The organism is Streptomyces pinistramenti, from assembly GCF_020564935.1.
GTDB lineage: Bacteria > Actinomycetota > Actinomycetes > Streptomycetales > Streptomycetaceae > Streptomyces > Streptomyces pinistramenti.
The window spans coordinates 26,260-46,823 of the sequence record NZ_JAJCXB010000014.1 but is presented as its reverse complement, the minus strand read 5'-3'; the positions used below and the strand labels follow the sequence as shown (position 1 = coordinate 46,823).

General features: G+C 69.2%; 22 protein-coding genes and 2 pseudogenes. 15 read left to right on the top strand and 9 right to left on the bottom strand.

All coding sequences use genetic code 11. The annotated features are described in order from the left end of the window. Window positions 1-2: 2 nt before the first annotated feature. The 6 genes from thrC to LIU39_RS12690 all read left to right on the top strand — a co-directional run bounded on the left by thrC (window position 3) and on the right by LIU39_RS12690 (window position 6,274). Window positions 3-1,295, top strand: a complete 1,293-nt coding sequence (gene thrC / locus LIU39_RS12715; protein ID WP_227046771.1) for a threonine synthase — start codon at window positions 3-5, stop codon at window positions 1,293-1,295. Between the two features lie 77 nt (window positions 1,296-1,372). Then, window positions 1,373-1,651 carry a MoaD/ThiS family protein gene (locus LIU39_RS12710; RefSeq protein ID WP_227046770.1) on the top strand — a complete coding sequence of 93 codons (279 nt, stop codon included), beginning with the start codon at window positions 1,373-1,375 and terminating at the stop codon, window positions 1,649-1,651. A 468-nt stretch (window positions 1,652-2,119) separates the two neighbouring features. Then, on the top strand, window positions 2,120-2,323 hold the full coding sequence (locus LIU39_RS12705) for a cold-shock protein (RefSeq protein WP_003986833.1): 204 nt from the start codon (window positions 2,120-2,122) through the stop codon (window positions 2,321-2,323). Between the two features lie 544 nt (window positions 2,324-2,867). After that, on the top strand, window positions 2,868-4,493 hold the full coding sequence (gene groL, locus LIU39_RS12700; RefSeq protein ID WP_227046769.1) for a chaperonin GroEL: 1,626 nt from the start codon (window positions 2,868-2,870) through the stop codon (window positions 4,491-4,493). A 253-nt stretch (window positions 4,494-4,746) separates the two neighbouring features. Next, entirely contained in the window at window positions 4,747-5,442 is a 696-nt protein-coding gene (locus LIU39_RS12695; RefSeq protein ID WP_227046768.1) for a type 1 glutamine amidotransferase domain-containing protein, read from the top strand. A 52-nt stretch (window positions 5,443-5,494) separates the two neighbouring features. Next, on the top strand, window positions 5,495-6,274 hold the full coding sequence (locus tag LIU39_RS12690) for an SDR family NAD(P)-dependent oxidoreductase (RefSeq protein ID WP_227046767.1): 780 nt from the start codon (window positions 5,495-5,497) through the stop codon (window positions 6,272-6,274). 54 nt (window positions 6,275-6,328) lie between these two features. Here the strand turns inward: LIU39_RS12690 and LIU39_RS12685 are convergent, their stop codons facing one another. From LIU39_RS12685 to LIU39_RS12670, 4 genes and pseudogenes are all read right to left on the bottom strand, one after another. Then, window positions 6,329-6,760, bottom strand: a complete 432-nt coding sequence (locus LIU39_RS12685; protein ID WP_227046766.1) for a VOC family protein — start codon at window positions 6,758-6,760, stop codon at window positions 6,329-6,331. A 105-nt stretch (window positions 6,761-6,865) separates the two neighbouring features. Further along, a pseudogene (locus tag LIU39_RS12680) lies at window positions 6,866-7,090 on the bottom strand (Uma2 family endonuclease); the annotation flags it as partial. A gap of 814 nt (window positions 7,091-7,904) precedes the next feature. Then, window positions 7,905-8,018 (bottom strand): annotated as a pseudogene (locus LIU39_RS34900) (VOC family protein); the annotation flags it as partial. A gap of 39 nt (window positions 8,019-8,057) precedes the next feature. Continuing rightward, complete coding sequence (locus tag LIU39_RS12670) at window positions 8,058-8,360, bottom strand: helix-turn-helix domain-containing protein (protein WP_227046765.1); 303 nt, start codon at window positions 8,358-8,360, stop codon at window positions 8,058-8,060. Between the two features lie 78 nt (window positions 8,361-8,438). Between LIU39_RS12670 and map the strand changes: the two genes are divergently transcribed. The 5 genes from map to tgmC all read left to right on the top strand — a co-directional run bounded on the left by map (window position 8,439) and on the right by tgmC (window position 12,715). Further along, a complete protein-coding gene (gene map, locus LIU39_RS12665; RefSeq protein ID WP_227046764.1) occupies window positions 8,439-9,206 on the top strand; it encodes a type I methionyl aminopeptidase in 768 nt (255 codons plus the stop codon). Between the two features lie 200 nt (window positions 9,207-9,406). Beyond that, window positions 9,407-10,111 (top strand): DUF4328 domain-containing protein, encoded by a 705-nt coding sequence (locus LIU39_RS12660; RefSeq protein WP_227046763.1) that lies wholly within the window; start codon window positions 9,407-9,409, stop codon window positions 10,109-10,111. A gap of 221 nt (window positions 10,112-10,332) precedes the next feature. Beyond that, window positions 10,333-10,605, top strand: coding sequence for a putative ATP-grasp-modified RiPP (gene tgmA, locus LIU39_RS12655; protein WP_227046762.1), 273 nt, complete (start codon window positions 10,333-10,335; stop codon window positions 10,603-10,605). Beyond that, window positions 10,605-11,576: an ATP-grasp ribosomal peptide maturase gene (gene tgmB / locus LIU39_RS12650; RefSeq protein WP_227046761.1), complete on the top strand. Its 972-nt coding sequence runs from the start codon at window positions 10,605-10,607 to the stop codon at window positions 11,574-11,576. Before tgmA ends, tgmB begins: the two co-directional genes overlap by 1 nt. Beyond that, window positions 11,573-12,715 carry an ATP-grasp peptide maturase system methyltransferase gene (tgmC, locus tag LIU39_RS12645; RefSeq protein WP_227046760.1) on the top strand — a complete coding sequence of 381 codons (1,143 nt, stop codon included), beginning with the start codon at window positions 11,573-11,575 and terminating at the stop codon, window positions 12,713-12,715. Before tgmB ends, tgmC begins: the two co-directional genes overlap by 4 nt. 74 nt (window positions 12,716-12,789) lie before the next feature. Here the strand turns inward: tgmC and LIU39_RS12640 are convergent, their stop codons facing one another. Continuing rightward, entirely contained in the window at window positions 12,790-13,092 is a 303-nt protein-coding gene (locus LIU39_RS12640) for a DUF397 domain-containing protein (RefSeq protein ID WP_227046759.1), read from the bottom strand. Beyond that, entirely contained in the window at window positions 13,076-13,915 is an 840-nt protein-coding gene (locus tag LIU39_RS12635) for a helix-turn-helix domain-containing protein (RefSeq protein ID WP_227046758.1), read from the bottom strand. Before LIU39_RS12635 ends, LIU39_RS12640 begins: the two co-directional genes overlap by 17 nt. Window positions 13,916-14,036: 121 nt before the next feature. Here LIU39_RS12635 and LIU39_RS12630 point away from each other — a divergent pair, with 121 nt between their 5' ends. Beyond that, the gene (locus LIU39_RS12630) at window positions 14,037-14,261 is read left to right on the top strand and encodes a hypothetical protein (protein WP_308409378.1); all 225 of its coding nucleotides are present in this window, start codon (window positions 14,037-14,039) and stop codon (window positions 14,259-14,261) included. A gap of 243 nt (window positions 14,262-14,504) precedes the next feature. On the opposite strand, the gene LIU39_RS12625 is transcribed toward LIU39_RS12630, so the two are convergent. Further along, window positions 14,505-14,735, bottom strand: a complete 231-nt coding sequence (locus tag LIU39_RS12625; RefSeq protein WP_227046756.1) for a hypothetical protein — start codon at window positions 14,733-14,735, stop codon at window positions 14,505-14,507. Window positions 14,736-15,020: 285 nt separating this feature from the next. On the opposite strand from LIU39_RS12625, the gene LIU39_RS12620 reads away from it, so the two are divergent. Then, a complete protein-coding gene (locus LIU39_RS12620) occupies window positions 15,021-16,301 on the top strand; it encodes a chloride channel protein (protein WP_227046755.1) in 1,281 nt (426 codons plus the stop codon). 48 nt (window positions 16,302-16,349) lie between these two features. Here LIU39_RS12620 and LIU39_RS12615 read toward each other — a convergent pair whose 3' ends face one another. Then, the gene (locus LIU39_RS12615) at window positions 16,350-17,432 is read right to left on the bottom strand and encodes a YncE family protein (protein ID WP_227046754.1); all 1,083 of its coding nucleotides are present in this window, start codon (window positions 17,430-17,432) and stop codon (window positions 16,350-16,352) included. A gap of 499 nt (window positions 17,433-17,931) precedes the next feature. Here LIU39_RS12615 and LIU39_RS12610 point away from each other — a divergent pair, with 499 nt between their 5' ends. Together LIU39_RS12610 and LIU39_RS12605 are read left to right on the top strand one after the other, a co-directional pair. Further along, window positions 17,932-18,096 carry a hypothetical protein gene (locus LIU39_RS12610; RefSeq protein ID WP_227046753.1) on the top strand — a complete coding sequence of 55 codons (165 nt, stop codon included), beginning with the start codon at window positions 17,932-17,934 and terminating at the stop codon, window positions 18,094-18,096. A gap of 11 nt (window positions 18,097-18,107) precedes the next feature. Continuing rightward, on the top strand, window positions 18,108-19,157 hold the full coding sequence (locus LIU39_RS12605) for a hypothetical protein (protein ID WP_227046752.1): 1,050 nt from the start codon (window positions 18,108-18,110) through the stop codon (window positions 19,155-19,157). A 1,068-nt stretch (window positions 19,158-20,225) separates the two neighbouring features. On the opposite strand, the gene LIU39_RS12600 is transcribed toward LIU39_RS12605, so the two are convergent. Beyond that, window positions 20,226-20,369: a hypothetical protein gene (locus tag LIU39_RS12600; protein ID WP_227046751.1), complete on the bottom strand. Its 144-nt coding sequence runs from the start codon at window positions 20,367-20,369 to the stop codon at window positions 20,226-20,228. Between the last annotated feature and the right edge of the window lie 195 nt (window positions 20,370-20,564).

Genomic DNA, 20,564 nt, shown 5'->3' with positions numbered 1-20,564 from the left:
CCATGGCTGTGCAAGCTACTGAAGTCACCGAAAACGCTCCCTCCGTCGCTCTGGGTCCTGCCGTCGCGCTCTCCTGCCGCGAATGCGGCGAGCGGTTCGGACTCGGCCCGATCTTCGCCTGCGCGAGCTGTTTCGGGCCGCTCGAAGTGGCGTACGACCTGCCGGGCGGCGACCCCGAGGGCCTGCGGAAGCGGATCGAGGCCGGTCCCGACAACATCTGGCGCTATGCGCCGCTGCTGCCCGTCCCCGATGACGTGGCCGAGAAGCCGAACCTCAACCCCGGCTTCACCAAGCTCGTCAAGGCCGACAACCTAGCCCGTGAACTGGGCGTCACCGGCGGCCTGTACGTCAAGGACGACTCCGGCAACCCGACGCACTCCTTCAAGGACCGGGTCGTCGCCATCGCGGTCGAGGCCGCCCGTGCCTTCGGCTTCACGACCCTGTCCTGCTCGTCGACCGGCAACCTGGCCGGCGCAGTGGGCGCGGCGGCGCGCCGGGCCGGCTTCAAGTCCTGCGTCTTCATCCCGCACGACCTGGAGGCCGGCAAGGTCGTCATGGCCGCGGTCTACGGCGGCGACCTGGTCGGTATCGAGGGCAATTACGACGACGTCAACCGCTTCTGCAGCGAGCTGATCGGCGACCCGCTCGGCGAGGGCTGGGGCTTCGTCAACGTCAACCTCCGTCCGTACTACGGCGAGGGCTCCAAGACGCTCGCGTACGAGATCTGCGAGCAGCTGGGGTGGCGGCTGCCGGACCAGATCGTCATCCCGATCGCGTCAGGATCGCAGCTGACGAAGATCGACAAGGGGCTGAAGGAGCTGATCGCCCTCGGCCTCGTCGAGGACCGGCCCTACAAGATCTTCGGCGCCCAGGCGGAGGGCTGCTCGCCGGTCTCGACGGCCTTCAAGGCCGGCCACGATGTCGTGCGCCCGCAGAAGCCGGACACCATCGCCAAGTCGCTGGCGATCGGCAACCCGGCCGACGGGCCCTACGTCCTGGACATCGCGCGCCGTACCGGCGGCGCGGTGGAGGATGTCAACGACGAGCAGGTCGTGGACGCGATCAAGCTGCTGGCCCGGACGGAAGGGATCTTCGCGGAGACCGCGGGCGGCGTGACCGTCGGCGTGACCAAGAAGCTCATCGATGACGGTCTGCTGGACCCGTCCCTGACCACCGTCGTCCTGAACACCGGTGACGGCCTCAAGACGCTTGACGCCGTCGCCCCGACCACGGGGCCCACGGCCACCATCCGCCCGAGCCTGGACGCGTTCCGCTCGGCCGGTCTGGCCGGCTGACCGTCCCGCCCGCCGCCGCTCGCCCGGCGGCCCCCGAACTCGCAGTCGTACTCCCGTAGCCGTTGGAGGCACACCCCATGAGCGTCAAGGTCCGCATCCCCACCATCCTCCGCACGTACACCGGCGGCCAGGCCGAGGTCGCGGCCGAGGGCGCGACCCTCTCCGAGGTGATCGGCGACCTGGAGAAGAACCACCAGGGCATCGCGGCCCGCGTGCTGGACGACGCGGGCAAGCTGCGCCGCTTCGTGAACGTGTACGTCAACGACGACGACGTGCGCTTCGAGCAGGGCCTTCAGACGCCGACGCCGGACGGCGCGGGCATCTCGATCATTCCCGCGGTGGCCGGAGGCTGCTGAGCCGCTGCCTTTTCGGGATGGGCACCATCTGATTCGCGCCATCCTTTCTTCGATTGACCGGAATCGCCCCGTCCGTAGTTAAGCGGACGGGGCGATTCCGATTTGTGAAAGGGTCCTGCAAAACGCGGTACCATTTCGCTGTTTCCCTTCTTCGCCCCCACCGTGAGCGGCTCGACGCCCAAGAGATCGCGGTGAGTTGTGCGCAAAGTGTGTGCGGTTTTTGCGGCTTAGGTGAGCTATGCCCGGCCCGACTTGCCCGGGAATATGGGGAGTTCAGGGCATATCGGCCCTTCCGGCGGCGTCAGAATTCTCGTCCGATTGACCTGTTGCGCTGGGCATCGGTGCAGATACATTCAGCGGCGGTCGACGCGTTCCGGCGCACACCCCACGGGCCATTCGCGGGGTGAGGTCTGACCCGGGTCCGCGGAGTGCGGTCCTGTGCAAGGGCCAGTAATAGGGGAGTTAGGCATGGCTCAGGGCACCGTCAAGTGGTTCAACGCGGAGAAGGGGTACGGCTTCATCGCGGTCGACGGTGGTGCGGATGTTTTCGTCCACTACAGCGCGATCCAGATGGACGGCTACCGCACCCTTGAGGAGGGCCAGCGGGTCGAGTTCGAGATCTCGCAAGGCCAGAAAGGGCCGCAGGCGGACATGGTCCGGGTGGCCGGCTGAAGCGCCGACCGACTGCAGCGTGAAGGAGGCCCGCATCCCTTCGGAGGTGCGGGCCTCCTGTCGTACCCGGGAGCGGGATGTGCCCCCCCCGACGTCGTCCGCAGGCGCTTGCTCCCACCCGTCGCCCGACCGCCTCCCCGGAAGGAGCCTTCTTCGAAGGCGCTTGCTCCCACCCGTCGCCCGACCGCCTCCCCAGAGGGAGCCTTCTTCGAAGGCGCTTGCTCCCACCCGTCGCCCGACCGCCTCCCCAGAGGGAGCCTTCTTCGAAGGCGCTTGCTCCCACCCGTCGCCCGACCGCCTCCCCAGAGGGAGCCTTCTTCGAAGGCGCTTGCACTCTAGGGGGTCGAGTGCTAATCATTGGCGTTAGCACTCTCCGGGTGAGAGTGACAGTTTTGGACCGTCGGTGAGGTCCGCAGGCAGGGCGGGAAGGAACCGTCAGGCATGTGGTCCGTCCGTCGCGGGCGCCAGCGCGGTCCGGAGAAATCCGCCCCCACGTCTTGACGGCGTGGGAGGTGCCCCCTTCGTCCTGGGAGGACCACTTCACATGGCCAAGATCATCGCGTTCGACGAGGAGGCGCGGCGCGGCCTTGAGCGCGGTATGAACCAGCTCGCCGACGCCGTCAAGGTCACGCTCGGCCCCAAGGGCCGCAACGTCGTCCTTGAGAAGAAGTGGGGCGCCCCCACGATCACCAACGATGGTGTCTCCATCGCCAAGGAGATCGAGCTGGAGGACCCGTACGAGAAGATCGGCGCCGAGCTGGTCAAGGAGGTCGCGAAGAAGACGGACGACGTCGCCGGTGACGGCACGACGACCGCGACCGTCCTGGCCCAGGCGCTCGTCAAGGAGGGCCTCCGCAACGTCGCCGCCGGTGCCAACCCGATGGCACTCAAGCGCGGCATCGAGAAGGCCGTCGAGGCCGTCTCCGCCGCCCTGCTGGAGCAGGCCAAGGACGTGGAGACCAAGGAGCAGATCGCTTCGACCGCCTCCATCTCCGCCGCCGACACCCAGATCGGCGAGCTCATCGCCGAGGCCATGGACAAGGTCGGCAAGGAAGGCGTCATCACCGTCGAGGAGTCCCAGACCTTCGGTCTGGAGCTGGAACTCACCGAGGGTATGCGCTTCGACAAGGGCTACATCTCGGCGTACTTCGCCACCGACATGGAGCGTATGGAGGCGTCGCTCGACGACCCGTACATCCTGATCGTCAACTCCAAGATCGGCAACGTCAAGGACCTGCTGCCGCTCCTGGAGAAGGTCATGCAGTCCGGCAAGGCGCTGCTGATCATCGCCGAGGACGTCGAGGGCGAGGCCCTGTCGACCCTGGTCGTCAACAAGATCCGTGGCACCTTCAAGTCCGTTGCCGTCAAGGCCCCGGGCTTCGGTGACCGCCGCAAGGCCATGCTCGGCGACATCGCCATCCTCACCGGTGGCACCGTCATCTCCGAGGAGGTCGGCCTCAAGCTGGAGAACGCCGGTCTCGACCTGCTGGGCCGCGCCCGCAAGGTCGTCATCACCAAGGACGAGACCACCATCGTCGACGGTGCCGGTGACAGCGACCAGGTCCAGGGCCGCGTGAACCAGATCCGCGCCGAGATCGAGAACTCGGACTCGGACTACGACCGCGAGAAGCTCCAGGAGCGTCTGGCGAAGCTGGCCGGCGGCGTGGCCGTCATCAAGGCCGGTGCCGCCACCGAGGTCGAGCTCAAGGAGCGCAAGCACCGCATCGAGGACGCCGTTCGCAACGCGAAGGCGGCCGTCGAAGAGGGCATCGTCGCCGGCGGTGGCGTGGCCCTGCTCCAGGCTTCCTCGGTCTTCGAGAAGCTGGAGCTTGAGGGTGACGAGGCCACCGGCGCCAACGCGGTGAAGCTGGCCCTGGAAGCCCCGCTGAAGCAGATCTCCGTCAACGGCGGCCTTGAGGGCGGCGTTGTGGTGGAGAAGGTGCGCAACCTGGCTGTCGGCCACGGTCTGAACGCCGCGACCGGCGAGTACGTCGACATGATCGCCGAGGGCATCATCGACCCGGCGAAGGTGACCCGCTCTGCGCTGCAGAACGCCGCCTCCATCGCCGCGCTGTTCCTCACCACCGAGGCCGTCATCGCCGACAAGCCGGAGAAGGCGTCCGCCGCCCCGGCCGGCGGTGGCATGCCCGGCGGTGACATGGACTTCTGATCCTCCCGAGGATCGGCAGGCCATAGCGCCGGAGTACGTACTGAAGGCGGCACCCCTTCCGGGGGGTGCCGCCTTCGGGCGTTGTACGGGTGGCTCCAGGACCCAAATCCCCGGCGCGGGAGCCGGGTTGCGGCGTGAATGATCACGGTTACGGTGGGAGTGAGCCGCTGGCGTCGCCCAGCCTTCGCGGAGTGCTCGCGGGTACCGGCAGCGCCATCGGCGGCTTACCGGCAGCTCGGAGAGGGAGGCCGCCATGGCCGGCACCAACCGCATCCTGGTCATCGTCACGAGCGTGGGCGAGTACGAGAAGGCCGGGTACCGCACCGGCTTGTGGCTGGGGGAGCTGACGCACTTCTACGACGTCGCCGAACAGGCCGGCTTCGCGATGACGATCGCCAGTATCGCGGGCGGCCACGTCCCGCTCGACCCGGAGAGCCTGGCCCACGACGTCCTCGCCGACCTGGGCACCGACAAGCGCTACGCCGACCGTGCGTTCATGGACAAGCTGACGGACACCGTGCCGGTGGCGGACGTCGACGTCGAGGACTTCGACGCGATCTACCTCACCGGCGGGCACGGCGTGATGTTCGACTTCCACCAGAGCGCGGCGCTGGAATCGCTCATCGCCCGGTTCCACGAAACCGGCCGGATCGTCTCGGCGGTCTGCCACGGACCGTGCGGCCTGCTCGACGTCACCCTGAGCGGCGGGGAGCCGCTGGTGCAGGGCAAGGACGTCACCGGCTTCTCGTGGCCCGAGGAGGAGCTGGCCCAGCGCGCGGACGTGGTTCCCTACAGCCTCCAGGACCGGCTCAAGCAGCTCGGGGCGTCCTACAGCACGGCGGAGAAGCCGTTCGCCACGTACGTGGTCGAGGACGGCCTGCTGATCACGGGGCAGAACCCCGGCAGCGCGAAGGCGGTCGCCGAAGCGGTCGTCGGGCGGCTGCGCTGACCTGCCCCGACCCCCTAGCGCACCCCGCGAACGCCGCGTCTAAGGTGCGGCCATGACTTCGCAGACGTACCTCTCCGGCCTGTTCGCGCTGGACGGCAGGACCGCCGTGGTGACCGGCGGCAGCTCCGGCATCGGCCGGGCCATCACCGGCGCCCTCGCCCGCGCGGGCGCCAACGTCGTGATCGTGGCGCGCAGGGAAGCGGAACTCGCCGCCACCGCCGACGAGTTGACGGCCGAAGGCTGCCGGGTGGCCTGGGTGAGCGCCGATCTCGGCACCCGCGAAGGGGTGCGGACGGCGGCGGACCGGGCGGCTGCCGTGTTCGGCGAGCCGGACATTCTCGTCAACTGCGCCGGAGTGAACCTGCGTCCACCGATGGACGAGTTGGATGACGCGGTGTGGGACACCACGATGGCCGTGAATCTGGAGGCGCCCTTCCTGCTGGGCCGGCGGTTCGGCCCCGGCATGGCCGAACGCGGCTACGGCCGGATCATCCACATCACCTCCCAGCAGGCGCACCGGGCGTTCGTCCAGAGCGGCGCCTACGGGGTCTCCAAGGGCGCGCTGGAGTCCCTGGCCCGCTCCCAGGCCGAGGCGTGGTCACCGTACGGCGTCACCTGCAACACGCTCGTGCCGGGCTTCGTGATGACGCCGCTCAACGCCCGGCTGTCCGCCGATCCCGAAAAGGTCGCAGCCCTGGCCGCCCGCACGCTGACCGGCCGCAACGGCCTGCCCGACGACTTCGCGGGCGCCGCGGTCTTCCTGGCGAGCGCCGCCTCCGCCTACGTCACCGGGCAGGCCCTCTTCGTGGACGGCGGGTTGTCGGTGCACTGAGGGGCTAGGGGCCCGCCCCCTCGCGGAACCCCGCCGCTGCGCCTCCCACCGCTCCTACGTTCCCTGCGCCTCCTGCGCCGACTCGCCATCGGCCCGCTCGCGCAGCGCCAGCCACTCCTGAAGCTCGATCAGGTTCCCTTCGGGATCCTCCAGGTAGGCGACCCGCATCCGATCGCCCATCGGGCCCGGTTCCCGGGTGAAAACCGCACCCCGCGAAGTCAGCTCGGTGTGGGCGGCGTCGAGGTCGTCCACCCGCAGTACCACCAGCGCGCGGTACCCCTCCGGCCGCGCCCGCAACTGCCCCAGCACGCCGGCCATCTGCGCCCGCTCCTGCAGCGCGATGGCGGCGTGTCCGGTGTCGGGGCTGAGCTTGGCGTACGGGCCGCTCTCGGCCTCGAACTGCGGCTGGAGCCCGAGCACGTCCCGGTAGAAGCGGTAGACGCCGGGGAAGTCGGACACCAACACGCGTATCTGGGTGAGTTCCATGCCGACCTTTCTAGCCCAGTTCCGGCCGGCTCCGGCTCTGGTTCCGGCTTCGGTTCCGCCGCGATCGGGATCTCTGCGAGAGGCCGCGGGAGTTCAGTGACACGCCTCGGTCCGGAGGCCCTGTTCGGGGTAGAGCGCGAGGTCGGGGCGCTGCTGCATGCATTGCTTGAGCAGCCACATGACGATGGCTCCGTGATCTCCGTCCGGCACCGGCTTGACCTCTAGTTTTCCGTTGATGAATTCGAGAGTGACGGCTTCCGGCGCGGTGCGGGCGAGTTCTTCGAAGTCCTCGACGGGCATCTGCGGGCGGTGTGCGGCGCTGGGGGTCATGGTGTCGCCTCCTCGACTCCATGGTGCCCCGGTTCTCGTGCGGACAGTTGTTGCGGTCATGCGTGACTCCGTTCTGTTGCGCGGGTCGCCTCCCGGATGCGCTGCACGTGGGTGTGGACGGCCGTGGGGGAGAGGCCGTGCGGGGTGGGGCGGGGTTCGTTGCGGCAGTCGGGGCAGAGGCCGCGGGGGAGGGCTTGGGGGTGGCGGGGGGCGCGGCAGTGGGTGCTTGAAGCGGGGGCGGGGTGGGGCGCCGTCGCGGAACGGTGGTGGTTCCGGGGCCGGTTGGGGCTCCGGTGGGAGTTTGGTGGTCAGGCGGGAGTGGGCCAGTTTGCCGGGGTGGTGGACGATCGGAGGGAGGCCCGCGGTGAGGTCCTGGGCCAGGTGGTCCGGGTCGCGCCCCGGGCCAGCCACTCGGCGGCCAGTGGTTCGAGGGCGGCGCAGTCGGCGGCGGAGAGTGTCATGCGGGGGTCCGTGCGGCCGAGGGCGACGAGGGCTGCGTAGGCCGGGGTGCGGGTGCGTGCCTGGTGTGGGGAGCCGTGCGGTGCTGGGGAGTGGTGTGGCCGCGGGGCCGGTGGCGGCGGTTCCGGTTCGCGTGCCGGTGCCGGGTCGCGCTGGGCGGCAGGTCCGGTGGGCACGCCAGACCGGTGTGGCGCCTTGTGGCAAACCGAACACAATCCGTCATCTGCGCTGGTGTGTGCGGGAGTTGGGCGGGTGGGTGGGTGAATTCCCTTCATCCTCCCGCTCCTTGAAAGCAGGGCTCGAAGCGCGGATCTCGGCGCCCGGGTCTCGGGTCTCGCGCGGTGTGCGGCCCCGGTCAGGGGTGGCGGCCCGCAAGGAAGCGGAATTCGTCGCCTTCCGGGTCGGCGAGCGGCGCCCAGCTCTCGTCGCCGGTTCGGCCGACGTCGGCGCGCCGGGCGCTCGACCGCAAGGCCGGTGAATTCACCGGCCGTTCCGGGGTCTCCCCGACTTACGAGGCCAACTGCTCAGGTGCGTGGTGGCCGGAGCCGGCCCGTCCAGCGCCACGTTCGGGCCGGTTGATCTCCGCCCAGACCACATCGAGGGAGAGGCCGAGGGCATCGGCGATCACCGCGATGGTCGGGAAGGCGGGGGTGGCCACGCGGCCCGACTCGATCTTCCGGAGGGTCTCCGGTGAGACGTGTGCGTCGAGCGCGATGTCGAGCATCGAGCGCTCCCCCCTGGCCCGACGTAGCAGGGCGCCGAGGCGCTGTCCGCGTTCGACCTCTTCGGGAGTGAGCGGCAACCTGACCATGGCTCCGATTCTAGTACCGGTATAGTTTGGCCGGTATAGTTTGACCGGTATAGTTATTGGTTACGAGAAGGGCGCCGCATGATCGAGATCCTGAACCCCACCCTGCTGGCTCGGGCGAAAGGCACAGGTGCCCTGGTCGCTGACATCCTGCGGACGCTGAAGAGCCGTAGCGCGGTCGGCACGAACCTGCTGGACATCGACCGGTGGGCCAAGGCCATGATCATCGAGGCGGGGGCGCAGTCCTGCTACGTCGACTACGCGCCGTCCTTCGGCCGCGGCCCGTTCGGCCACTACATCTGCACGGCCGTCAACGACGCCGTGCTCCACGGACGGCCGTACGACTACACGCTTGCCGACGGCGATCTGCTGACACTCGACCTCGCCGTCTCCCGAGGCGGAGTCGCCGCGGACGCCGCCATCAGCTTCCTCGTGGGCGACGCGAAGCCCGCGGAGAGTGTCGCGATGATCGAGGCAACCGAACGCGCGCTGGCCGCAGGGATCGCCGCTGCCGGGCCCGGGGCCCGCATCGGCGACATCTCCCATGCCATCGGCACGGTCCTCAGCGAGGCGGGATATCCGATCAACACCGAGTTCGGGGGTCATGGCATCGGATCAACGATGCACCAGGACCCGCACGTGGCGAATACCGGACGGCCCGGACGTGGATACAAACTGCGCCCGGGTCTGCTGCTGGCCCTGGAGCCGTGGGTCATGGCGGACACCGCTGAACTCGTCACCGATGCCGACGGGTGGACGCTCCGCAGTGCGACCGGCTGCCGGACGGCACACAGCGAGCACACGATCGCCATCACCCGCGACGGAGCCGAAATCCTCACCTTGCCGTAGCGAGCGCAGCCGTGAGGGCGGCCTCAACTCAGCCTTCCATAGGAAAGTTTGGTTCACTCCGAGACGGGCTGGTCTGCCCCTTTTTGAATGGACAGGGGATGTATGGAGAACGTATGTTCCCTCTGTGTTCGGGCCGCCTCGGGGAGAGGCGGCCCGCTGCACGTGCCAGCACAGTGATCCAGCACCACGGGGGATTCCGCATGTCCCACATGCCCGTCGCACCGCCGCCGCCGTCATCCAACTGGTCCGTTCCGCGCGGCCCGCAGGCGGTTCTCCGCTCGCCTGTCGGGCTGTCGAAGGCCGTGAAGATGCTGCTCAGGCTCGTCGTCGTCGCCGATCTGTACGCGCTGTGGCAGGGGTGGCAGCTGTACGGTCTGGCCGGCCGCATCATCGGCGACTTCGGCTCGGTGACCGCGCAGGAGATCGACCGGGCGGACACGCTGTACGCGGCCTCCGGGAAGATTCAGGCCGTGGCCATGCTCGCGACCGCCGTGGTCTTCATCGTCTGGTTCCACCGGACCCGCGTCAACGCCGACGTCTTCGCCCCCGAGCACCACGCGAAGGGCCGGGGTTGGGCGATCTGGGGCTGGATCGTACCGGTGGTGAATCTGTGGTTCCCGCGGCGGATCGCGCTCGACACCTGGAACGCCAGTGCCGGTGCGAACTCCCCGTCCAGGGCGCTGGTCAACTGGTGGTGGACGCTGTGGATCGTGGACCTGATCTTCGGGCGCCTTGCCAGTACGCGGTACGCGCGGGCCGAGACGCCGGATGAGATCAGGGGGGCGCTCGCCGGGCTCATGGCGAGCGATGTGTTCGACATCGTGGCCGCCGTCCTCGCGATTCTCTTCGTGCGCCGCCTGACGCACATGCAGAACGAGAAGGCGCTGCGGGGGCCGACGCTCTGACCGTCGGTGGGCCAACGGTCCGGGGCCCGGGGCTCGGGTGAACGAGCCCCGGGCCCCGGGCTTTTGTTTCTCAGGCGCCCGCGCGGTCTTCAGGTGGCACAACGGCCTCGGCCACTCCCACCCTGGACAGGACGAGTCGGCTGCGGTGGGATGGCGCAACTCGGCCAACTGGCTGGGCTGTTGCACTGTTGGCACCGCCATGAAACGGAGGCGCAGAACAGATGACGCAGATGCCCGCACCGTGGGGCACGCAACGAATGGGGCCGTACGCGGCCACCACCGCGGTCCCGAAGTGCACCCCCGTGATCGACCCCGAAACGCAGATCGCGGTGATCGTGGATGAGCACGGCCGGACGGTCGAGCTGGGCAGCCACGGCACCAGCACGAGCGGCCTGACGCCCACCACGACCGCCCCCGGTGACGGGGCCGGTCCGGGCGGCGCGACCGACGCGGACAGCACCGAGTCGTACGACCAGGACCAGAGTTCCGGCTGATGGATGACGGCAGGTCGGTACTGGTGCTGACCACCCCCTACGACGTGACAGCGGACGTGGTGTTACGGCTGCTCGCCGAACGCCGGGTTCCCGTTGTCCGTCTCGACCCCGGCGCCGACCTGCACGAGGGTGCCTCGCTGACTGCCACGTACCGCACGGGCGGCCAGCGGGGCACCCTGCGCACGGCAAGCCGGGAACTCGACACCGCTCGGATTCGGTCCGTCTGGGTGCGTAGGCCCTCCCCCTACGAAGGGCCGCAGGGGTTGAGCGACCAGGACAGCCGGTTCGCCGCAGAACAAGCCCTGTGGGGCGTCGGGGGCATCCTCGCGTCACTGCCGGGCGCGCACTACGTCAATCACCCGTGGCACAACCGGGCCGCTGCGTCATCCGAGTTCAAGCCCGCACAGCTTTCGACCGCACGGCGCTGCGGATTCCTGGTGCCCGACACCGTGATCACCAACGACCCGGACGAGGCGCGCAAGTTCGTTGTCAGCCGGCCCGGCGGAGTGGTCTACAAACCGCTGTGGAACACGCCTTACCGGGTGGACGGCCGGCCGCACAGCGTGTGGGTCCGGGAGGTGCGCGGGGCCGAGATCACCGACGCCGTGTCCGTCTGCCCGCACATGTTCCAAGCCAGGGTGGACAAGGCGTTCGACGTGCGGGTGACCGCCGTGGGCGACCGGCTGTTCGGGGTCCGGATCGACAGCCCCGACCTCGACTGGCGTTACCGTCAGGACCTGATGACCTGCACACCGGTCGAGGTGCCCGAGTCGGCCGCCCGCGCGGTCGCCGCCTACCTCGCCGAACTCCGTTTGACCTACGGTGCGTTCGACTTCTCCGTAACCACCGACGGTGACTGGTACTTCCTTGAGTGCGATCCGAACGGCCAGTGGGCGTGGCAGCCGGCGGAGACCACCGCAGCGGTCGCCCACGCCATCGCCGACCAGTTGGAGAAAGGCCCCGACACGTGAGCACATCGGCTCAGCTTCGCAGCGTCCTGGCGGACAGGCTCACCGAGGACGGCACCTTCGCTGAACCCGAGTGGCGCAGCGCCGCCAGGACGGTTCCCCGCGAGCTGTTCACGGGGTCCTACTTCATGCCGGTGGCAGGCAGTGTCCCGACCGGCTACCGCCCTGTCCGGGAGGGCAAGCCCGGATGGCTGGAGGGGGTCTACTCCGACCACACGCTGATCACTCAACTCGACGGGCGCATCAGGCCCGACGACGTGACCGAGGGGACGGTGACCGGTTCCCCGTCGTCGTCGTCCACGCTGCCGTCGCTGGTGCTGCGCATGTGGCAGCAGCTCGGCGCCGAGGCCGGGCACCAGGTGCTGGAGATCGGCACCGGAACCGGCTACTCGACCGCCCTCGGCGCGCACCGCCTCGGGGACGCCCATCTCACCAGCATCGAGTACGACCCGGTGGTGGGCGGGGCTGCGGCGGCGGCGCTCAAGGCGGCCGGTTTCGCGCCCCGGCTGATCAACGGTGACGGGCTGCGCGGCGACCCGGACGGCAGGCGGTTTGACCGGCTCATCGCCACCTGCTCGGTCCGGTACATCCCGCTCCCGTGGCTGCACCAGGTGAAGCCGGGCGGAAAGATCCTGGTCACCCTGTCCGGGTGGAGCTACGCCAACTCCCTTGCGCTGCTCGACGTGACCGGCCCCGGGGAGGCAACGGGGCGGTTCCTGCCCGGCTACACCAGTTTCATGATCGCCAGGCCCCATGACCGGCCGCCCCGCCCGACGCCGGCCCTGCTGCCCGGAGAGGAACGCCCGAGCCGGATCGACCCTGCGAAGCTCGACACGTGGACCGGCGGGTGGGTCGCGCAGCTCGCGGCGCCCTCGGCCGAACGTATGGGGACGGGGGCGGCACAGATCCTCTGGGACGTATCCACCGGTTCGCAGGCCCGGACGGCACCTAACCCCAACGGCGGGTGGACCGTTGTGCAGCGCGGGCCCGTCCGCCTGTGGGACCGGGTCGAGCGGGCGGTGCAGCGCTGGCAGGCCGCCGACGAACCCCATCAGGAGGGATTCGGCATCACGGTCTCGGCCGCCGGCCAGCGAGTCTGGCTCGGCACCGAGGACGGGCCCGGCTGGGACCTGCCGATCTGACATACAGCGGTCCCAGCCGACGGCCTGGGGCCCGGGGCTCGGGTGATGAGCCCCGGGCCCCAGGCTTTTGTGTCTCAGGCGCCGTGCAGCGAACCGCTGTTGAGGCCCGTCACGAACTCGGACCAGGCCGCCGCCCGGAACACGAGCGCCGGGCCGGAAGGCCGCTTGGAGTCCCGTACGGGGACGAGGCCGGGGAGGGCGTTGTCGTTGACCTCCAGGCAACTCCCTCCGCTGCCGTCGCTGTAGGTGGACTTTCGCCAGGAGGCGGCGCCGGGGAAGTCCCGGGCGACCTCCAGGCAGTCGCCGCCGCTGCCGCCGCTGTAGCTGGACTTGTGCCAGGAAGCGGCGCTCAGGTCGTACTCACCGTGGTTCCTCATGGATGAATGCCTCCGCCATCGACTCGATCATGGCCAGTGACATTTCCGGTGACAGTGCGCTGGCCGCGAGGAGATCGTAGGACAGTTCGTACTGCGCGACCCGAGCCGGATCGTCCACCAACTGCCCTGTGCCGAGGCCCTGCAAGTAGGACAGCGGCGGAGCGTCCGGGAAGCGCATGAGTTTCAGCGTGCCTTCCAGCGAGGCATGCGCCCCGGCGTCGAACGGCAGCACCTGCACGATGATCCGGTGTCGGCGGATCAGTGCGGCGATGTGCTGAAGCGCCTCTGCCATCACCTTCCGGCCGCCGGTCGCCCGTCGCAGCACCGCCTCGTCCAGAACGGCCCACATCAGCGGCGTTGTTGGATCGTCGAGCAGTCGGGCTCGTTCCAATCGGGCGACGACCAGCTCATCGATGACCGACTCCGTCGCCGTCGGCTGATACGCGCGGAAAACGGCCCGCGCATACGCCTCCGTCTGCAACAAGCCCGGGATGAGCTGCGGTGCGTACTCCTTGATGGAGACCGCGATGGCCTCCGCCTCGGCCGCCTCCGCGAAGTGATCCGGGTACTTCGATTTCGTGGCCGCTTCGCAGTTGCGGGTGAAGTAGCCGTCCGTGCCGAGGATTTCGTCTATGCGGGCGGCGTACTCGGGGAGCATCCGGCGGGTACCGGCCTCCAGTTGGCCGATGAACGAGCCGCTGACGAAGAGGGCGGCACCCAGTTCGTCCTGCGACAGGTTGGCCTTCTCGCGTTGGTGACGTAACTCGGCGCCGAGCATCGCGCGGGGTGATGACGACGGGTCGAGACGCTTCGGTCCGGGCATGAGAACTCCTGGTCAGCCAGCCGGATGTGTTGGATCTGCGCCACTTTTCAGGCTAGCCGAGTCCGGCCACGCTGGGTGAAGAACATCACTACTGAGCGTGGAAGGTGGTAGGGCGATGGCGATGAGTGAGCGGCGTCGGGCGGCGGCGGAGCGGCTGGGCGAGGCAGAGGACATCGTGCGGGTGGTGGACGAGTCGTTGCGGGAGTTGGGGGTGGCACTGCCGTCGTTGCGGGTGGATCCGGTCTCGTGCGTGATGGCCGACCCGCAGCCGTTGATCGAACTCGGGCGGTGCAATCTCGCCACGGCGCGGCGGCTGGTGGAGGTGCTGGAAGGGTGCCGGCCGTGACGGGGGCGGAGTGCGGGCGGTACGTGGTGGATGCGCGGGACGGGCGGATCGGGCGGGTGATGGGGCGGGAGGGGCCATATGTGCAGTTGCGGCCTCCTGGGGGCGGGCGGGAGTGGGACTGCCCGCCGGACGCGGTGCGGGCCGTGATGCCCCGGGAGGAACTGTGGGCCAGGGTCGCGGAGTTGAATCTGGCGAGCAGGCTGCCCTGAGCGCGGGGGCGCGTCCGTGCCGGGACGCGGGTGGTCAGTTCGGGGAACGAGGCTGGTGCCGCGTGCCGTTCGGCGGGTGCGTCGGCCGTCTGCGGGCGCGTGCGGCCAGGTAGCCCTGCCGCAGGGTCAGCACCGCCCAGACGCCGCCGATCGCGGCCAGCCAGCGGGTGCGCAGCAGCAGGGCGCCGGTGATCAGGCCGGCGGTGACCGCCGCGTCCATGAGGGTCACCGAAGCGTCCCGTACCCACTGTGCGTTCCGGTTCATCGCTGCGCCCTCACGATCGGTCTGTCCCCGGATACAACGAGGGGCGGGCCGATCCGGTGGGCACGTAGGCGCAGGTGCAGGCGGATGGCGGTACGGCCTCCCGGTCCGGTCGGCGTCCGGATCGTGTGGTGGCGCGACACGCGGGCCGGGCGCACCTGTGGGCGGGCGGGCCGGGAGACGATGCCCGGCGGGGGCGAGTGGGGGCCGGCTTCCCGGGAAGGGCGGGCGATGGACGGCGGCCGAAGCGGAGACCACGGAAGGGACAGGCCCGGCGGTACGGGGACGGTGGAGCAGCCGAATCTCGTCGCGCCGGTGGATGTTCCCGCGCTTTCCGTGCGGTTCTGGGTGCTGGTGGTGGCCACCGGTGTGCTGGCGGGGCTCGCGGGTGCCGCCCTGATGGCGCTGCTGCACGCGGTGGCCCACCTCACGTATTCCTACCGGTCGGGGAGCTTTCTGGCCGCGGTCGAGCAGGCCGGTGCGCCGCGCCGTGTGGTGGCCCTGGCCGTCGCGGGGGCGGTGGCCGGGGGCGGCTGGTGGCTGCTGCGGTGGTGGACGGGGCCCGGCGGCTCGGAGGTGAGCGTGGCGCTGTGGCGGGACGCGGGGCGGCTGCCGCTGCGGCGGAGTCTGGGCACGGCGGTGCTGTCCGTGGTGATCGTCGGCATGGGCGCCTCGCTGGGGCGGGAGGCGGCGCCGCGGCTGGCCGGTGCCGCGCTGGCCTCCCGGCTCTCCGACTGGGCCCGCATCGACACCGCGCACCGCCGGCTGCTCGCCGCCTGCGGCGCCGGAGCCGGCATGGCCTGCGTCTACAACGTCCCGCTGGGCGGGGCGCTGCTGACGCTTGAGGTGATGCTCGGGGTCCTGTCGCTGCGGCTTGCCCTGCCCGCACTGGCCGCCTCGTGCATCGCCACCGCGGTCTCCTGGACCGTGCTGCCCACCGGGCCCACCTACCGGCTGCCCGACGTGCCGCTGTCCGCCTCGCTGGCCGTGTTCGCCGTGCTGCTCGGTCCCCTCGCCGGGCTGGCCGCGGTCGGCTGGGTGCGGATGATCCGGATCGCGCACGCACACCGGCCCACGGGGTGGCGGCTGCACGTCGCGCCGTTGCTGGTGTTCACCGCGGTCGGCGCGCTGGCCGTCCCGTATCCGCAACTGCTCGGCAACGGCAAGGACATCGTCCAGCTCTCCCTCGGCGGGCTGCTCGCCGCCCCCACGCTGGTGGCCCTGCTCTTCCTCAAGCCGATCGCCACCGCCGGGAGCCTGGGCAGCGGGGCCAGCGGTGGTCTCTTCACCCCGACGGTGGCCACCGGCGCCCTGCTCGGTTCCCTCGCCGGGCTGGGCTGGACGCATCTCTGGCCCGGACCTGCCGCCGGATTCGCGGTCATCGGCGCGGCCGCCGTCCTCGCCGCCGCCATGCAGGCACCCGTGGCCGCCGTCGTCCTCATGCTGGAACTCACCCGCACCGTCGACGCGCTGATGGTCCCCCTGCTCCTCGCGGTCACCGGCGCCATGCTCGTCTCCGGCCGCCTCGACACCCCCTCCATCTACTCCGTACGCCTCCCGGCCCAGTGAGGGCGCGGGCCGTACGGCTCGGATCGGGCGGGGGTGCCGGGCCGGGGGTCAGCGCTTGATGCGGATGCGGTTGAGCTGGTCCTCGCCCCGGGGGCCGGTGCCGGACTTGTCGACGACGTAGGCGGTGCCGTGGGCGATCTCGATGTGGTTGGGGTTGGCCCCCGTGGTCACGGTCTTGACGACGGATCCCTTGCGGGGGTCGATGAGGGAGACGGTGGCGGTGGTGCGGTTGGCCACCACGACGGTGTGGGAACGCGGGTCGCTCGCGACGGCGAGGGTGCCGTCGCCGGTGGGCACGGACGTGGTGACGGTGCCCTTGCGCAGGTCGACCACGGAGAGGGAGCCGGCCTTCTGGTCGGCGGTGTAGGCGGTGCGGCCGTCGCGGGAGAGGGCGATCGAGATCGGGCCTTCGCCCGTGGGGATGAGCCGCGGGGCCTTGGCGCGGGGGGACGCCTCGATGATCTGGTTGCCGTTCAGGTCGGTGGCGTAGGCCGTGCCGGTGCGTTCGTTGAGGGCGAGGCCCGCGGGGCCCGCGCCCGCGACCGTGACGCGCTTCTTCTCCTTGTAGGTACGGGTGTCGAAGGCGACGAGCGAGCCGTCGCCGAAGCCGCTGGCCCACGCGGTGTTGTGCCGCTCGTCCACGACGACCTCGCGGGCGTGGTTCACGCCCGGGAGCGTGGCGAGGTGCTTGCCGGTGCGCTGGCTGTAGACGGCGACGGAGTTGTTGCGGGTGTTGGTCGTCCAGACGGTGTTGTGCCTGTCGTCCACGGCGACCCCGTAGACCGCCTCGACGGCGCCGGTGGCCGTGTCCGTGACCGGCGGCGCGTAGGACGCCTTCACCTTCATCGACCGCGGATCCACCTTCACCAGCGCGGAGTTGGTGACCGGCGGGCGGCCTACCGAGGCAGTGGCCCAGAGCACGTGGTTCCGGTCCGAGTACGCGGACTGGTAGAGCCCTTTCGCCAGGGGAGCGGCCGTGACGGGCTTGGCTGCGGGGGCGGCCTTGGCTACGGCGGCCTTGTCCGCGGGAGCGGCGGCGTGCGCGGCGCCCGGCAGGGCCAGCGTGCTGCCCGCGGCGACGGCCACGGCGGTGGCGGCGATCCGGCGGATGCGGAGGGTCAATGAAGACATGCGGCGTCAATCTCCTTGGCGGGGGTGCCTCTTGGGGCCGGCTCGCGGGAAGCGGTCCAGGAATAAGTTAGCTTAGGCTTGCCTAACTTGAGGCTGGTTTTGGTGTGGCGCCCGTCACGTCATCGGTGTTGCCGCATGGCGCATCGGCGCCGGGTGTGCCCGCGCGGCTGCCGGGTGGGGGTGACCGGAACCCCAGAATGATCAAGGTCAGCGACGTCTGTATGCTCACCGGTTCTGCGTGGAAGTGTCACTCGCCCGCAGAGAGCATCGACACGAGGGGGACGCAATGGTCTGGGGGACCACGCCCAGCCCGCCCAGCTCAGGAGGAAGCGGCGGCGCTACTCAGATCAATAGCCCGACGAAGCTGCGCCAGTCCGGTAACAACTCCCTGGACATCGCCGGTGAGTTGCACGCCAAGGGGTGTGGCGCCAAAGACGAGAGCATGCGCGCGGCCACAGCTTTCAAGGGGGCTTCCTGGGACGGCAGGTTGGGCAGAACCATGGATCAGACGGTGGAGACCTGGAGTGACCAGGTCGCACGGCTCGTCAGAACCTGCCGCGAGATACATGCCAAGTGCACCACCACCGCCGACAACTACGAGCGGTCGGAGCACGAGAACGCGGCGACGTTCAAGTCCGTGCCCCCGTCCACGCCCTTCGGATGAGGTGACAGCGCATGGTGACGTACGAACAGCTCTACCACCTCGACCTGAACGGCCTGAATGGCGCCGTCGAGGCATGGGACACCCAGATACGCCGCCTCGAATCCCTGGGCGACGCATTCACCCGCGACGTCTCCAAAACGTTCCATCAGGCAGGTTGGCAAAGCACCGACTTCACCTCGGTGATGGCATCCAACCAAATCAAGGATGCCGATAAGGAACTCGCGGACGCAGTCACGGAGGCCAAGGGCATCCGTGATATTTTGCGCGACGCCCGCAGTAGGTTGAAGAAACATAAAGCGGACCTCCACGAACTCGCCGATGTGGAGGCGAGGGACCGAGGCTTGGTGGTCAGTGGCACCGGCCGCGTCGAGGCCCGCAACGACATCACCAAGGACCTCCCAGACCAAGACGACGTCGACAACCGAGAGATCCTTGCCCTGCAGAAAGCAAAGATCGAAGATTTCACCGGCAGGATCGAAAAAATCCTCGGAGACGCAGACGAAACGGACGAGCTCGCCTCCCAGGCTCTCCACAGCAACACTGTCGGCAAAGCAGAGGATGGCTTCAAGGGCAAGGTCTACACCTCAATCAGCTCGTATAAGAAAGCTTCCCAGAAGGACTCTGGCGTCGGCGTGGGCAGGCTCGATGCCAAGAAGCCATGGGGTAGTGACACCATCAAGCCGGTGGCGGAGTTCCTCAGCTACAAGGGATGGATCAACGCTGGAGATTCTGCGCTTCATGGGAGGGGAGGGGAAGCCTGGAAGTATTTTATTGGTGGTACTCCACCGAATGCCCTCTCCTCGATGGCGAATACATTGGGGATCAAGCTCGGTGCGGGTGGCGGGACTGTCATCAACAAGGTGGGTTCCGGAATCATCAAGGGTGCAGGGAAGGTATTCGGTTGGCCTGTTGCTCTCATTGCGACCGGCATTGACTATGCCTATACGCCCGAGGCTGATCCGGAGAAGAAAGAGAAGCAGAGCCGGAATGTAGGGCCGGACCAGTTCAACCGGGAGTATGGGAAGGGGAAGGCTCGTGGAGGGAACGGATCGGCCGCGTAGGTCTCCGCGCAGGAGGTTCGCTCCTCTGTGGGATCTGAACAGGCTGCTTGGGTCTTTCTTGAATCTTAAAGCGTTCCCGGTGATCCTCTTTAGCTGCCTGGCGACCTTCGCAGGTCTGGGAGGGTTCGTCCTTGGACTTGTGGAGGGACGCGGGTTGCTGAGTCTCCTTGGCAGCCTTGCGCTGGGTGCCGTCGGGGCGGTCCTGTTGATGGCGTCCGTTCTGGAGCATTCAAAAAAGTGAACCCCTTCGGAGATGGCTATTTCCTCCTACTGCGTGGAACCAGGAGGAGGATTCGCCAACAGCGTCCTGTTGTGGCCCGGGGATTCTGGGTGTGCGGCGGCGCCGTCACCGGTGGGTATGTGTGCGGTGAGGTGCGGTCACCTCATCAGGGTCGCGTTAATGCGCGTGCGGATCAGGGCCGCATGGGCCTCGTCGAAGCCGGTGAGGAGGTCCGGGGCTTCATCCACGGGAAGCGCGCTTTCTCGCCGGCACCGGTTTCGTGGAACGTCGTCGCCAGACCGTCGAGCGCGAGGGTCAACTGCCAGGGATCGTTGACCTCGCGCTGCGTTGCCGCCGCGCGGCGGTGAAAGGTGGACGTGTCCTCGAAGCGGCGCTGTTGTGCGTACGTTTCTTCGGCGTGATGCCAGGCCCGTGCCTCGCGAGAGCGGTCGCGGAGACGGCACCTCGCTGTGCTCCCGCGTCCGGAGCCGGTCGAATCCGGTCTCACGGCAGAGTGCCGGCAACGTGACGAACTGCTCCTTCTTGGCGTCCAGTTGACGGGCATGCGGTCTGATCAGGCCGATCGCGTTCAGGGCGAGCGCTTCCCCCGGCTGGTCGCCCAGCTCCCGGCGCAGCGCCAGGGCGTCTCCGTGATGCTCCGCGGCCGCGACGAGGCGGTGCGACTGGGAGTACGCCTTGCCCAGGCCGGCCAGCAGCTCGACCTGACCGGCTCGATGGCACTCTCCGGGCGGCCTGCAGGCCGGTCGCGCCCATGGCGAACCACTCGACGAAGGGGTTCATCCGGGCGGGTAACGGGCAATAGCGCGGGGAGTTCCCAGGCGATGCGATCAAGGCCCGCTTTCGGCCTGTGCGGCTGCCAGGAGGCTGCCGTGCTCCTGCTCGTGCCGGAGCAGGGCGGCGGCGTGGTCCAGGAAGGCCGGCGGCTCGACGCCGTCGGTCGGCGGGTCGAGCGGGAGCGGCGATTCGGACACCTTGAAACGGGTCCGCGGCCTGGGCCGCGTGCAGGTGCCAGGGCAGCGTGTGCGTGCAGCGCGACCGCCTTGCTGCCGGCGGGCTCCTCACGCTGCGCCTGGTCGATCGCGCAGGCCAGCAGATCGTGGAACTCGAAGCGGTCGGGCGCGGTCTGCGTCAGGAGATGCGCGCCGATCAGGACGTTCCAGCAAGTG

Excerpts from the sequence above, each read along its gene's own strand:
- thrC (WP_227046771.1), top strand. The coding sequence starts at position 3 with ATGGCTGTGCAAGCTACTGAAGTCACCGAAAACGCTCCCTCCGTCGCT.
- LIU39_RS12710 (WP_227046770.1), top strand. The coding sequence starts at position 1,373 with ATGAGCGTCAAGGTCCGCATCCCCACCATCCTCCGCACGTACACCGGC.
- LIU39_RS12705 (WP_003986833.1), top strand. The coding sequence starts at position 2,120 with ATGGCTCAGGGCACCGTCAAGTGGTTCAACGCGGAGAAGGGGTACGGC.
- groL (WP_227046769.1), top strand. The coding sequence starts at position 2,868 with ATGGCCAAGATCATCGCGTTCGACGAGGAGGCGCGGCGCGGCCTTGAG.
- LIU39_RS12695 (WP_227046768.1), top strand. The coding sequence starts at position 4,747 with ATGGCCGGCACCAACCGCATCCTGGTCATCGTCACGAGCGTGGGCGAG.
- LIU39_RS12690 (WP_227046767.1), top strand. The coding sequence starts at position 5,495 with ATGACTTCGCAGACGTACCTCTCCGGCCTGTTCGCGCTGGACGGCAGG.
- LIU39_RS12685 (WP_227046766.1), bottom strand. The coding sequence starts at position 6,760 with ATGGAACTCACCCAGATACGCGTGTTGGTGTCCGACTTCCCCGGCGTC.
- LIU39_RS12670 (WP_227046765.1), bottom strand. The coding sequence starts at position 8,360 with ATGGTCAGGTTGCCGCTCACTCCCGAAGAGGTCGAACGCGGACAGCGC.
- map (WP_227046764.1), top strand. The coding sequence starts at position 8,439 with ATGATCGAGATCCTGAACCCCACCCTGCTGGCTCGGGCGAAAGGCACA.
- LIU39_RS12660 (WP_227046763.1), top strand. The coding sequence starts at position 9,407 with ATGTCCCACATGCCCGTCGCACCGCCGCCGCCGTCATCCAACTGGTCC.
- tgmA (WP_227046762.1), top strand. The coding sequence starts at position 10,333 with ATGACGCAGATGCCCGCACCGTGGGGCACGCAACGAATGGGGCCGTAC.
- tgmB (WP_227046761.1), top strand. The coding sequence starts at position 10,605 with ATGGATGACGGCAGGTCGGTACTGGTGCTGACCACCCCCTACGACGTG.
- LIU39_RS12640 (WP_227046759.1), bottom strand. The coding sequence starts at position 13,092 with ATGAGGAACCACGGTGAGTACGACCTGAGCGCCGCTTCCTGGCACAAG.
- LIU39_RS12635 (WP_227046758.1), bottom strand. The coding sequence starts at position 13,915 with ATGCCCGGACCGAAGCGTCTCGACCCGTCGTCATCACCCCGCGCGATG.
- LIU39_RS12630 (WP_308409378.1), top strand. The coding sequence starts at position 14,037 with ATGAGTGAGCGGCGTCGGGCGGCGGCGGAGCGGCTGGGCGAGGCAGAG.
- LIU39_RS12625 (WP_227046756.1), bottom strand. The coding sequence starts at position 14,735 with ATGAACCGGAACGCACAGTGGGTACGGGACGCTTCGGTGACCCTCATG.
- LIU39_RS12615 (WP_227046754.1), bottom strand. The coding sequence starts at position 17,432 with ATGTCTTCATTGACCCTCCGCATCCGCCGGATCGCCGCCACCGCCGTG.
- LIU39_RS12610 (WP_227046753.1), top strand. The coding sequence starts at position 17,932 with ATGGATCAGACGGTGGAGACCTGGAGTGACCAGGTCGCACGGCTCGTC.
- LIU39_RS12605 (WP_227046752.1), top strand. The coding sequence starts at position 18,108 with ATGGTGACGTACGAACAGCTCTACCACCTCGACCTGAACGGCCTGAAT.